This window comes from Salinicoccus luteus DSM 17002 (assembly GCF_000712035.1).
GTDB classification, from domain to species: Bacteria; Bacillota; Bacilli; order Staphylococcales; family Salinicoccaceae; genus Salinicoccus; species Salinicoccus luteus.
This window is the reverse complement of record NZ_KL544008.1, coordinates 460,420-472,479: the sequence shown is the minus strand read 5'-3', so window position 1 is coordinate 472,479 and position 12,060 is coordinate 460,420. Positions and strand designations below refer to the sequence as shown.

Here is a 12,060-nt window from a genome sequence, read left to right as displayed (position 1 = left end):
TTCATCACCTCATATCAGACTTGTAGAGCCGGTCGTAGTAGAGAATCGTATCAAGATCCGGATTCTGGATCGCCTCATGGCTGTCCATGCGCGATTCGACGATCTCCTCTATTTCCAGAAAGGAGATTTCCCCCTCCAGGAAGCGGTTCACTGCATATTCATTGGCAGCATTCATGACAGCCGGCATCGTGCCGCCTATCCGGAGCGCATCATATGCGAGCGCGAGCATCCGGAAACGTTCCAGATCCATTGGCTTGAAGTTGAGCTGGCCGAGTGCATCGAAATCCATCGGATTGTCCATCGGCAGCCTTTTCGGATGGCTGAATGCAAACTGGATGGCCGTCTTCATATCCGGCGTTCCCATCTGTGCCATGATGCTGTTGTCGACGAATTCGACCATGGAGTGGATCGTGCTCTCCCGATGCAGTATTGTGGAAATCTGGTCCACTTCCGCATCAAAAAGCCATTTTGCCTCGATGACTTCGAGCCCCTTGTTCATCATGGTGGCAGAGTCGATCGTGATTTTCCGGCCCATCGCCCAGTTCGGATGGTCGAGTGCACGCTCGAGCGTCACATTCTGGAGCTCGCCGCGGGAGAGGTCGCGGAAGGAACCGCCGCTCGCAGTCAGGATGATGCGCTTCATCTCACGCAGGTCCTCACCCCTCAGGCACTGGAATATGGCAGAATGCTCCGAATCGACGGGGATGATGGAGACATTCTTCCCCCTGGCCTTCGCCATTACAATCTCCCCGGCGGCAACAAGCGTCTCCTTGTTGGCAAGCGCAATATCCTTGCCGGCATCGATTGCAGCGAGTGTCGGTTCGAGGCCGACACTGCCCATTACAGCTGTGAGCAGGGTGTCCGAATCATCCGTCGCCACCGCCATCAGCCCTTCCCGGCCACATGTGAACTCGATATCGGGATATCTGTCTTTCAGGTGGAGACGGTCCGCATCCTTCATGACACTCACCAGTTTCGGCCTGAATGATTCAAGGATCTTCTCCAGCGCTTTTATGTTCGTGCCGATCGAAATGCTCCCGAGTTCGAATTGCCCAGGGTTGTTCCCTATGACTGTCAGCGCCTGTGTTCCAATGGAGCCTGTTGCACCTAGTATGGAAATTGTTTTCATAAGACTCACCTGTATTCTGGATTAAGTTATTATCGGTAATATGTTCATCAGGGGCAGAACGAAGATGAAACTGTCGAAGCGGTCGAGCACACCGCCGTGCCCCGGCAGCAGCCGCCCGGAATCCTTGACGTCAAAATGGCGTTTCAGTGCGGATTCGACGAGGTCACCCAGTTGTCCAAACATGCTCAGAATCATTGTCAGTAGCAGGAACAGAAGCACATGAACGCCTTCGATCCAACCCGTCAGATAGAACAGGAGGGCCAGCAGCACGCTGCAGAATATGCCTCCCAGGAAACCTTCGACGGTCTTGTTTGGACTGATCTGCGGCCACAGTTTCCTGCGGCCGATCGCACGACCGAAAAGATAGGCGCCCGTGTCGGTTACCCAGACGATCAGCAGGCCGTACAGTATGTAGATGATGCCTTCTTCCCGCGTTTCGTAGAAATACATGAAGCCGATGCCCACATAGGCCACTGCGAGCACGCAGAATCCCATGTCCACGAATGAGAACCTGTTCTTGCTGATGACGGTGAAACTCAGCATGAGCAGTGCCATGACGATGATCAGGTCCACTTGGAACATCGAAATATAGGGCATGTAGGACTCCTGCGGCATCATGATGATGAAAAGTGCCACCATGGAGAGCATCCCGGGAATGGAGAAGATGTGGATGCGGTTCATCTTGAGTATTTCATAGAGCGCAGTATAGGCCAGAAGGAAGACTGTGATCAGCAGAGGCCATGAGCCCAAAACGACAATGGGTACAAAAATTAATAAGGCGATGATTGCAGTTATCGTCCTCGTCTTCATGTCATTCCTCCTCTTTGGTAAGTCCCCCGAACCTTCTCTCACGCTTCCTGTATTGGGAAATCATATGATCGAGTTCTTCTGTTGAAAATTCAGGCCATAGTGTTTCTGTGAAAAACAGTTCGCTGTATGACGACTGCCATAAAAGAAAATTGCTCAATCTGTATTCTCCGCTTGTACGGATGAGCATTTCAGGATCGGGAATCGTACATGTCATGAGATGCTGGTCTACCATTTCAGCCGTAATGTCCTCCGGGTCGAGATCACCCCGGGAAACTTCATTGGCCATCTTCCGAAATGCCTGGATCAGCTCATCCCGCCCCCCATAGTTGAGCGCAAAGATAAGATTCAGTCCCGTATTGTGGCAAGTCTTGTCAATCGCCTGCTGTACGGCTTTTTTAGTATGTATCGGCAGGGCATCAAGGTTTCCGATGGTACTGACCTTGACATTCTTCTCTATGAGTTCCGGCAGAAATGTTCCGAGGAAATCCCCCGGCAGTTTCATCAGATAGTTCACTTCGCTTTTCGGCCGTGACCAGTTCTCCGTGGAAAAAGCATATAGAGTTAAATATTTGATGCCGAGATCTGAAGCATGCCGTGTAATGCTCTTTACATTCTGCATGCCTTCATAATGACCGTTTATCCTTGGTTTATTTTTCTGTTTGGCATACCTTCCATTTCCGTCCATGATGATGGCGATATGTGCAGGCAGCTCTTTTTCGGAATCGGTTCTCTTTTGCTTCTTCCAACCAAACATAACAATCCTCCTGAAGCATTATAATTATTAGTATACATTGATAATATCGTGTCCTCAATCACTTTATTCTACCATATAATATTGCGAACATAAAAAAACAGGCAGGAAAATCCTGCCCTGGAATGATGATTCAGACTTCCATGATGTCACTTTCCTTGTCGTCGCACATCTTGTCGATCTGATCAATGTAGTCATTCGTCAATTGCTGTACATCTTCTGTATAGCTCCTGAGGTCATCTTCGGTCAGCTCACCATCTTTTTCAAGACGCTTCAATTCGTCATTGGCATCACGTCTGATGTTGCGGATTGCAACTTTGGCATTTTCGCCTTCCTTGCGGGCATCCTTGACGAATTCCTTGCGGCGTTCCTCTGTCAGCTGTGGCACGGTGATGCGGATCATCGTACCGTCGCTTGTAGGGTTCACACCAAGATCAGCTTGCTGGATGGCTTTGAGGACATCATCGACTGAACCTTTGTCGTAAGGTGTCACAGTGAGCATCCGCGCTTCAGGCACAGATATGCCTGCAAGCTGATTGACAGGGGTCGGGGCACCATAGTAGTCCACTGTTACACGATCAAGCATGTTTGCATTCGCACGGCCTGTACGGATTGAAGCAAGCTCCCTGCTCAAGCTCTCCAGTGACTTCTGCATTTTTGACTTTGCATCTTTTAAGACTGATTCACTCATGTTCTTTCTCTCCCATTACTTTTTGATTTCTGTACCGATGGTCTCACCTGATACAGCACGTTTTATATTGCCATCTTCTGTAATCGAAAATACCACAAGCGGTATGTCATTGTCCATACAAAAGGATGAAGCAGTTGCATCCATGACCTGCAGGTTCTCCTGCAGCATTTCCATATAGGTCAGTGTATCGTACTTGTGTGCATTGTCATCAAGCTTCGGATCAGCTGAATAGACGCCATCCACATTATTCTTGCCCATCAGGATTACATCCGCCTCGACTTCTGCTGCCCGGAGTGCCGCAGTCGTATCGGTGGAGAAGTATGGATTGCCTATACCTGCTGCGAAGATGACGATCCGTCCCTTTTCGAGATGTCTGATTGCACGTCTTCTTATATAGGGTTCAGCCACCTGTTTCATTTCTATCGAAGTGAGCACCCGTGTCTCACAGTCCATCTGTTCCAGGCTGTCCTGAAGTGCAAGTGAATTCATGACGGTGGCAAGCATGCCCATGTAGTCCGCTGTGCCCCGGTCCATGCCGAGGTCGCTGCCGACCTTCCCCCGCCAGATGTTTCCGCCGCCGACAATGACTGCGATTTCCACACCAAGGTCCTTGGCTTCTTTCACCTGCTTGGCAATATTCTTGATTACGACCGGGTTGATGCCGAAGCCATCTTCACCAGCCAGGGCCTCACCACTTAATTTCAATACGATACGTTTGTATTTGGAAGTCTCAGGCATATGTCTCCATCCTTACATAATTTAATATTATATCCATTCAGCCGGAAATGTTTGTGCACCACTGTGGTGATGCATGATGCAAGAAGAATAAACTTTTCTTATCTGAAAAAAAGACACCGAAGTGTCTTTTTATTATTTATTCACTTGCCCCATCACTTCATCAGCAAAGTTTTCCTGTCTTTTTTCAAGACCTTCGCCTACTTCGAAGCGGATGAAAGTTTTGAGTGTGCCGCCTTTGGATTTCAGGAACTGTTCAACAGTCTGATCGGAATCCTTGACGAACGGCTGGTCGACGATGCAGATCTCTTCGAGATACTTGCGCATTCTGCCTTCCACCATTTTGTCGACGATCTTTTCAGGCTTGCCTTCATTCAACGCCTGCTGTTTGAGAACTTCTCTTTCGTGCTCGAGTTCTTCCTGGGACACTTCGTCTTTGGAGACATATTTAGGATTCAGTGCTGCTGCGTGCATTGCAACATCTTTCGCTGCCGCATCGTCAGTGGAATCTTCCACAAGTGTCAAGACGCCGATACGTCCACCCATGTGGAGGTATTCGCCGAATGCATCATTGTCCGTCTTTTCAACAAGGGCAAATCTTCTCAGAGTGAGTTTCTCACCGATTTTCGCCACCGCTTCATTCATGACATCTTCGACTTTCTTGCCATTCATTTCAGACGCATTGAGCGCTTCGATGTCAGCAGGTTTAGTGTCAAGGATGTGCTCTGCGATGTCTTTGACGAGTTTCTGGAATTCTTCATTGCGTGCAACGAAGTCAGTTTCGGAGTTGATTTCAACGATGACGCCGTCATTGCCTTTTGAAGCGACATGTACGATGCCTTCGGCCGCAATGCGGTCCGCTTTCTTCGCAGCTTTGGAGATGCCTTTTTCACGCAGGTAGTCTGCCGCTTTATCGATGTCACCATCAGTTTCCTGGAGTGCTTTCTTGCAGTCCATCATTCCAGCACCAGTTTTTTCACGTAGTTCTTTAACCAATTTTGCAGAAATAGCCATTTTCCATCCTCCTGGAATCATATTTAATAGGAACCGGGAAAATCTCCCGGTCTTTTAAAAAAGGTGATAAGAGTAAGGAACTTATCACCGTTGTTTAATGCTTTATTTGCTTTCGCCCGCTTCGACAGTCTCCTCTTCGGAGCCTTCTTCCATGTCGATGTTCTGCTCTGCAGCGATTTCCTGGTCGGATACGCCTTGCTGTCCTTCCAGTACCGCGTCCGCCATTTTGCTTGTCATCAGTCTGACTGCACGGATGGCGTCATCGTTCGCAGGGATGACATAGTCGATTTCGTCCGGATCACAGTTTGTATCGACCATCGCAACGATTGGAATGTTGAGTTTCTTAGCTTCCATGATCGCGTTGCGCTCTTTTCTAGGGTCGACGATGAAGAGTGCCTTCGGCATTTCCTTCATCTCACGGATACCGCCGAGGAATTTGTTCAGACGTGTGTATTCTTTGCGGAGTTCCATAACTTCCTTCTTCGGAAGTACATCGAAGATGCCGTCTGCTTCCATTTTCTCGATTTCAGAGATGCGTCTGATACGTTTTGAAATTGTTTTGTAGTTCGTCAGGATACCACCGAGCCATCTCTGGTTGACGTAAAGTTGACCAGCGCGCTCCGCTTCTTCCTTGATTGCGTCCTGAGCCTGTTTCTTAGTACCAACGAAAAGGACTTTTCCGCCTTCTTCAGAGATGCTTTTTACGAAATCGTAAGCCTCTCCTACTTTTTTGACTGTCTTCTGTAGATCGATGATGTAGATGCCGTTTCTTTCCGTGAAGATGTACCTCTTCATTTTCGGGTTCCAACGACGTGTCTGGTGACCGAAGTGTACACCAGCTTCAAGCAGTTGCTTCATAGTAATTACTGCCATGATATTTCCTCCTTTGGTTTTTCCTCCAGTACAGCTGTGGAAACGACCGTAAGGCACCTGTCTCCAATTCACCATACTGTGTGTGATGGGCTGTTTTCAGCCTTGAATAATATACCACATTTCAGCCGTTAAATCAAACCCCTGATTCGGCCAAATCAGCTTTCTTTTCTGAGTTCAGGCAGGAAGTCCTCTTTTTTGACCTTGATGAATGTACCTTTCATGCCGAGGGAACGGGATTCGATGACACCGGCACTCTCCAGCTTACGCAGTGCATTGACGATGACCGAACGCGTGATGCCCACCCGGTCTGCAACTTTGGAGGCGACAAGAAGCCCTTCATCCGCATCGAGTTCATCAAAAATGTGCTCGATCGCTTCACGCTCGGAATAGGAGAGGGAGCGGATCGCCATGGCGATGCTCGCCTTGTCACGTGCCTTCTGCTCAATTTCCTCCTGCTTTTCACGGAGAATCTCCATGCCTACAACAGTGCCGGCGTATTCTGCGAGTACCAGATCATCATCTTCGAACTGCTTGGATATGCGGCCGAGCACGAGGGTGCCAAGACGCTCTCCACCACCAAAGATCGGCAGGATGCAAGTTTCGGAGTCCTGGAAGGAATCCTCAGTAGGGAATACAGTCAGTTCGTCTTCGAACTCGATGTTCTCCTGGGTTTCATTGATGCTCATGATCTTTTCAACGTATTCCTCAGGGAACCTTCTCGCTTCCAGCATTTCAACAATACGTTCGTTCTCAATCTTCTGATTGATTCCATATCCCAGCAGCTTCCCTTTGCGGGAGACGATGAATACGTTGCACTCCAGTACACCGCTCACCTTCTCCGATACTTCCTTGAAGTCCACTTTGACGCCTTGATGACTCTGAATAAGCTTGTTGATTTCTCTTGTTTTCTGTAATAGGTTGCTCATGGTAATTCTCCTTTTAGATTATAAAATAAATGCACTCAAATTCTTGTCGGACTTGATGTTGTTCAGTTTTGCCTCCACATATTGCCGGGTTATTTCCACGTGCGCCCCCTGCATGCCGCTCGCTTCGAAGAGCAGCTCCTCAAGGAGGGTCTCAAGGATCGTGTGGAGGCGCCGTGCACCGATATCGTCCGTGTCGCTGTTCACCTCAAAGGCGATCTTGGCGATCTCCGTGATGGCTTCATCCGTGAAGGAAATGGTCACATCCTCTGTTTTGAGGAGCGCCTCATACTGCTTGAGCAGCGAACTTCTCGGCTCCTGCAGTATTTTGACGAAATCCTCCGCTTTGAGCTTGTCGAGCTCGACACGGATTGGGAAGCGCCCCTGGAGTTCCGGAATAAGGTCGCTCGGCTTGGCGACGTGGAATGCCCCCGCGCCGATGAAGAGGATATGCTCGGTGTCTATCGGACCGTACTTGGTCTGGACCGTGCTGCCTTCGACGATCGGCAGGATGTCCCTCTGCACACCTTCCCGGGATACGTCCCCGGTATTCTGATTTCCCTTGGCGATTTTGTCCATTTCGTCAATGAAGATGATGCCCATCGTCTCGGCAAGCGATATCGCCTCATCATTCACATTGTCGGTATCGACGATCTTCTCAGCTTCTTCACGCTTCAGGTATTCCCTCGCCTTTCTGACCGGCATGGTACGCTTGTGCTTTTTCTTGGGCATGAACTGTTTGAGCATGTCCTGCATACCGCCCTCATCCATTCCCGGCATCGCCATGCCCATCGGGTTCTGTTCCTGCTCGACTTCAATGGTGACCTCGTCGTCTTCCAGCAGTCCTGCCGCCAGCTTCTCCCTGAGGTTCATACGCTTCGCCCTGACTTCCGGCGTCACTTCCTCATATTCGTCATCGGATTGCTGGTTCATGAACATTTCGAAAGGATTCGAGTTTGCCTGCCTGCGCTTCTCACCCGGTGCGAGCAGTCCAACCAGGCGCTCCTCGGCAAGCTTCCGGGCATCATCTTCGACCATCTTCATCTTTTCTTCCTTGACCATGCGGACACTTGATTCGACCAGGTCGCGGACCATGCTTTCGACGTCCCTGCCGACGTAGCCGACTTCAGTGAACTTTGTGGCTTCCACTTTTGAAAATGGTGCGCCTGTCAGCTTGGCCATTCTTCTGGCAATTTCAGTCTTGCCGACACCGGTCGGTCCAATCATCAGTATATTCTTCGGCACGACTTCGTCCTTCAATGAAGATTCGAGCTGCATGCGGCGGTAGCGGTTGCGCATCGCAATCGCCACTTTGCGCTTGGCTTCCTGCTGGCCGATGATATCGTCATCGAGTTTGGCAGTAATCTCCCTTGGAGTAAGATTTTGTCTCAATTCAAACGCTCCTTTTACTCAATCGTTTCTACAATTATATGGTCATTTGTGAAGACGCAGATTTCACTTGCGATGAGCAGGCTGTCCTTCGCTATCGTTTCAGCATCCAGACTGTCGCCATGAAGCTTCATCGCACGGCCGGCACTCAGGGCAAAGTTGCCCCCGCTGCCGATGGCTAGGATGCCATCATCCGGTTCGATGACCTCTCCTGTACCGCTGACCAGCAGCAGGGTCTCCCGATCCATGACAATCAGCATGGCTTCAAGCTGTCTGAGGATCTTGTCGCCCCTCCACTCCTTCGCAAGTTCGACAGCCGCCCGCGTCAGGTTGCCGTTATAGGCATACAAGTTTGCTTCGAACTTCTCAAATAATGTGAAGGCATCTGCAACGCTGCCGGCAAAACCAGCAACTACCTTATCATCAAAAAGGCGCCTGACTTTTCTTGCGGAATGCTTCATCACCACCTGGTTGCCAAGCGTTACCTGACCGTCGCCTGCCATTGCCATCTTGCCTTTATGCCGGATGGCAAATATCGTTGTACCTTTTATTGCCATGTTTTCACCTCTTCTGATTAGCTGGATGGTGCTCGAGATAGGTTTTTCTGAGCTGCTCTTTGGACACGTGGGTATACTTCTGGGTGGTCGACAATGATTCGTGCCCGAGCAGTTCCTGGACCGCCCTGAGATCTGCCCCATTGTTCAGCATATGGGTCGCAAAACTGTGCCTGATCTTGTGCGGATGGAGGTGAAGATCGCTTGCACTCCTCTTGACCATCATATCGATGACATAGCGGAGGCCCCTATCCGTCAGAGGACCATTTCTTTGATTGATCCATAAAGTTCCATTCGCTTCGATCGCCTGATGGTGCTTATCTATATAGTCCTTCATGGCTTGGGAGGCGTGGCTGCCGAAAGGCAGCACCCTTTCCTTGTTGCCCTTTCCACGCACTTTCAGCAGGCCGTGGTCGAAATCGATATGGGCCAATGTGAGGCCGAGCAGTTCGGAAGCGCGCATGCCTGTCGCATACAGCAGCTCCAGGATTGCCCTATCCCGTTCATACATTTTAGAATCCTGATCGAGGGAGTCAAAAAGCTTGCGTATTTCGTTCTCGTACAGAAAGCCCGGCAGAGGCTTCTCCTTCTTCGGATTGGGAAGGCTCGTAAACGGATTCGAAGCACGGACCCCCTTGTCGATCAGATAGTTGTAAAAGCTTCTGAGTGCTGATATTTTCCTGGATACTGTAGATTTTTTCAACTCTTTCTGATAAAGCATATTGAGGTAGTTTCTTGCATCCATATACTTGAAAGTTTCAATGTCCAATCCCTCCTGATCAAGAAATCGGAGGAACTCATCGATATCCCGCTTATAGTTGCTGACAGTGTGGGATGAAAGGTTGCGCTGATACTTGAGCTGTTCAGTGAAATTTCCAAGATGGTCCATTCCACCACCCCTCCTTTATCAGAATCTTATCACAATTCTTAAAAAATCATCAACTGATGCCCTTGAAATCGGCATTCCGATATTTTCTTCAGCATCCAATAATATATAATAACCTATTTGGCTGTAATTTACACAAAATAACATGAATATTTATAATATTTTGTTCTTTTCCCAACAAAAATACCCATATCAGGATATGGGTACCTGTGCTACTCGGCTTTTTCTTCATAATCGCAGTTTGTACATTTCACTTTGGCCTTCTTGCCCTTTTTGGTTTCCACAAGATAGTGCTCGCATTTTGGACAGTCCCTGCCGATCGGCCGATCCCAGGAAATGAAGTCGCATTCCGGATAGCGGTCGCAACCGTAGAAGATCCGGTTCTTTTTGGATTTCCTCTCGACGACATCCCCTTCATTGCACTTCGGACATTTTACACCGATCGTTTTGACGATCGCCTTTGTATTACGGCAGTCCGGAAAATTCGAGCAAGCCATGAACTTTCCATAGCGCCCCATCTTGTAGACCATTGGCGAACCGCATTTCTCGCAGTCCTCACCGGCCGGTTCGTCCTTGATTTCAATCTTTTCCATCTCTTCATCCGCACGTTCCACCTGTGGTTCGAAATCCTTGTAGAAATCATCTATGACCGCAACCCAGGACGCTTCGCCCTCGGCGATGTCATCCAGGCTCTTTTCCATTGTCCGTGTAAATTCCACATCTATGATATCCGGGAAGTATTGTGTCACCGACTGGTTGACGATTTCCCCAAGTTCCGTAGGAATGAAACGTTTCTGATCGATTTTAACATAATTTCTTTTCTGAATCGTGTCCAGCGTCGGCGCATACGTGGATGGCCGGCCGATCCCCTGTTCCTCCAGGGTCTTTACGAGCCTTGCCTCCGTATATCGCGGCGGCGGCTGGGTGAAGTGCTGCTTCGGATCGATCTTGTCCGACTTGACCGTTTCCCCTTCTGCGATTTCCGGCAGCCGGTTGTTCAAGTCTTCCTCTTCGTCATCCCTGCCTTCGACGTAGATCTGCATGAAGCCTTTGAACTTGATCGTCTGTCCATTGCTTCTGAAAATGACGCCGTTGTTCGACAGTTCCATGCGGACGGTATCCAGGATGGCTGGTGCCATCATGCTGGCGATGAAACGGTCCCAGATCAGCTTGTACAATCTGTACTGGTCACGGGAGAGATACTGCTTCATGTTTGCCGGCGTCCGGTTTGCGCTTGTCGGACGGACCGCCTCGTGGGCATCCTGGCTGCCTTCCGTTTTTTTCCCGGAGGGCTTTGCTCCGACGAAGTTATTGCCGAATTCCTCTTCAATATAGTCGACGGCCTCCTGCTGGGCCACTGGGGAGATCCTTGTGGAGTCCGTCCTCATATAGGTGATCAGACCCACTGTACCCGCTTTCTTGATGTCTATCCCTTCATAGAGCTGCTGGGCGACCATCATCGTTTTGCGTGCCTTGAAGTTCAGCTTCCTTGCCGCTTCCTGCTGGAGGGAGGATGTAGTGAACGGTTTCGATGGATAGCGCTTCTTCTCCTTCTTCTCAACCGAATCCACATTGAACTGGTCACCTTCAAGCTGCGACAGCACATGATCGACATCCTCTTTTGCCTTCAGCTTGATCTTTTCCTTGGCGAGCCGGTTGAATTTTCCTTCGAAGCTGCTTTTGCCATATTTGAAAAGGCCTGTAATCGTCCAGTACTCTTCAGGCTTGAACTCCCTGATCTCATTTTCACGGTCGATGATCATCTTCAGTGCTACAGACTGAACACGTCCGGCCGACAGCCCCTTTTTCACTTTCTTCCACAGGACGGGCGAAATGTTGTAGCCAACGAGCCGGTCGAGTATACGACGCGCCTGCTGGGCATCCACAAGCTTTTGATTGATTGTTCCGGGATGCTTGAAGCTCTCCTTCACCGCATCTTTCGTAATTTCATTGAATACTACCCTGTAGTATTCCTTGTCATCTCCAAGTGCATGGCTCAAATGCCATGCGATTGCTTCGCCTTCGCGGTCCGGGTCACTTGCCAAGAATATCTTTTTCGCTTTTTTGGCTTCTTTCTTCAAATCCTTGAGAAGAGGCCCCTTGCCGCGAATGGTGATGTATTTGGGTTCATAATTGTTTTCAGTGTCTATCCCCGTTTGACTGCGAGGCAAATCGCGTACGTGACCCATCGATGCAACGACTTTGTATCGTTTGCCGAGGTATTTTTCTATCGTCTTAGCTTTCGCAGGCGATTCTACAATAACCAGATTATCTGCCACAGGCCGATTGCCTCCTTCGTTTGTGT

Annotated in this window: 12 protein-coding genes; all 12 read right to left on the bottom strand. The window is 49.4% G+C overall.

The genetic code is table 11. The annotated features are described in order from the left end of the window. Nucleotides 1-4 precede the first annotated feature (4 nt). The 12 genes from BO53_RS0112205 to topA all read right to left on the bottom strand — a co-directional run bounded on the left by BO53_RS0112205 (nt 5) and on the right by topA (nt 12,034). The gene (locus BO53_RS0112205; protein ID WP_031548608.1) at nt 5-1,129 is read right to left on the bottom strand and encodes a 1-deoxy-D-xylulose-5-phosphate reductoisomerase; all 1,125 of its coding nucleotides are present in this window, start codon (nt 1,127-1,129) and stop codon (nt 5-7) included. Between the two features lie 21 nt (nt 1,130-1,150). Then, nucleotides 1,151-1,939, bottom strand: a complete 789-nt coding sequence (locus BO53_RS0112200) for a phosphatidate cytidylyltransferase (RefSeq protein ID WP_031548606.1) — start codon at nt 1,937-1,939, stop codon at nt 1,151-1,153. Between the two features lies 1 nt (nt 1,940). Then, nucleotides 1,941-2,693 (bottom strand): undecaprenyl pyrophosphate synthase, encoded by a 753-nt coding sequence (locus BO53_RS0112195; RefSeq protein ID WP_031548604.1) that lies wholly within the window; start codon nt 2,691-2,693, stop codon nt 1,941-1,943. Between the two features lie 130 nt (nt 2,694-2,823). Beyond that, complete coding sequence (gene frr / locus BO53_RS0112190) at nt 2,824-3,381, bottom strand: ribosome recycling factor (RefSeq protein WP_031548602.1); 558 nt, start codon at nt 3,379-3,381, stop codon at nt 2,824-2,826. 15 nt (nt 3,382-3,396) lie between these two features. Further along, the gene (gene pyrH / locus BO53_RS0112185; RefSeq protein WP_031548600.1) at nt 3,397-4,119 is read right to left on the bottom strand and encodes a UMP kinase; all 723 of its coding nucleotides are present in this window, start codon (nt 4,117-4,119) and stop codon (nt 3,397-3,399) included. A 132-nt stretch (nt 4,120-4,251) separates the two neighbouring features. Continuing rightward, entirely contained in the window at nt 4,252-5,130 is an 879-nt protein-coding gene (gene tsf / locus BO53_RS0112180; RefSeq protein WP_031548598.1) for a translation elongation factor Ts, read from the bottom strand. Between the two features lie 102 nt (nt 5,131-5,232). Next, on the bottom strand, nt 5,233-6,003 hold the full coding sequence (gene rpsB / locus BO53_RS0112175) for a 30S ribosomal protein S2 (protein ID WP_031548596.1): 771 nt from the start codon (nt 6,001-6,003) through the stop codon (nt 5,233-5,235). A gap of 155 nt (nt 6,004-6,158) precedes the next feature. Further along, a complete protein-coding gene (gene codY, locus BO53_RS0112170) occupies nt 6,159-6,929 on the bottom strand; it encodes a GTP-sensing pleiotropic transcriptional regulator CodY (protein WP_031548594.1) in 771 nt (256 codons plus the stop codon). Between the two features lie 18 nt (nt 6,930-6,947). Next, a complete protein-coding gene (gene hslU / locus BO53_RS0112165; RefSeq protein WP_031548592.1) occupies nt 6,948-8,318 on the bottom strand; it encodes an ATP-dependent protease ATPase subunit HslU in 1,371 nt (456 codons plus the stop codon). A 14-nt stretch (nt 8,319-8,332) separates the two neighbouring features. Continuing rightward, complete coding sequence (gene hslV, locus BO53_RS0112160) at nt 8,333-8,872, bottom strand: ATP-dependent protease subunit HslV (protein WP_031548590.1); 540 nt, start codon at nt 8,870-8,872, stop codon at nt 8,333-8,335. Between the two features lie 4 nt (nt 8,873-8,876). Then, a complete protein-coding gene (gene xerC / locus BO53_RS0112155; RefSeq protein ID WP_031548588.1) occupies nt 8,877-9,758 on the bottom strand; it encodes a tyrosine recombinase XerC in 882 nt (293 codons plus the stop codon). A 209-nt stretch (nt 9,759-9,967) separates the two neighbouring features. Further along, nucleotides 9,968-12,034 carry a type I DNA topoisomerase gene (gene topA / locus BO53_RS0112150; protein ID WP_031548586.1) on the bottom strand — a complete coding sequence of 689 codons (2,067 nt, stop codon included), beginning with the start codon at nt 12,032-12,034 and terminating at the stop codon, nt 9,968-9,970. Between the last annotated feature and the right edge of the window lie 26 nt (nt 12,035-12,060).

What these genes read in the sequence shown, in the direction of transcription:
- BO53_RS0112205 (WP_031548608.1), bottom strand. Translation starts at nt 1,129, where the DNA reads ATGAAAACAATTTCCATACTAGGTGCAACAGGCTCCATTGGAACACAG.
- BO53_RS0112200 (WP_031548606.1), bottom strand. Translation starts at nt 1,939, where the DNA reads ATGAAGACGAGGACGATAACTGCAATCATCGCCTTATTAATTTTTGTA.
- BO53_RS0112195 (WP_031548604.1), bottom strand. Translation starts at nt 2,693, where the DNA reads ATGTTTGGTTGGAAGAAGCAAAAGAGAACCGATTCCGAAAAAGAGCTG.
- frr (WP_031548602.1), bottom strand. Translation starts at nt 3,381, where the DNA reads ATGAGTGAATCAGTCTTAAAAGATGCAAAGTCAAAAATGCAGAAGTCA.
- pyrH (WP_031548600.1), bottom strand. Translation starts at nt 4,119, where the DNA reads ATGCCTGAGACTTCCAAATACAAACGTATCGTATTGAAATTAAGTGGT.
- tsf (WP_031548598.1), bottom strand. Translation starts at nt 5,130, where the DNA reads ATGGCTATTTCTGCAAAATTGGTTAAAGAACTACGTGAAAAAACTGGT.
- rpsB (WP_031548596.1), bottom strand. Translation starts at nt 6,003, where the DNA reads ATGGCAGTAATTACTATGAAGCAACTGCTTGAAGCTGGTGTACACTTC.
- codY (WP_031548594.1), bottom strand. Translation starts at nt 6,929, where the DNA reads ATGAGCAACCTATTACAGAAAACAAGAGAAATCAACAAGCTTATTCAG.
- hslV (WP_031548590.1), bottom strand. Translation starts at nt 8,872, where the DNA reads ATGGCAATAAAAGGTACAACGATATTTGCCATCCGGCATAAAGGCAAG.
- xerC (WP_031548588.1), bottom strand. Translation starts at nt 9,758, where the DNA reads ATGGACCATCTTGGAAATTTCACTGAACAGCTCAAGTATCAGCGCAAC.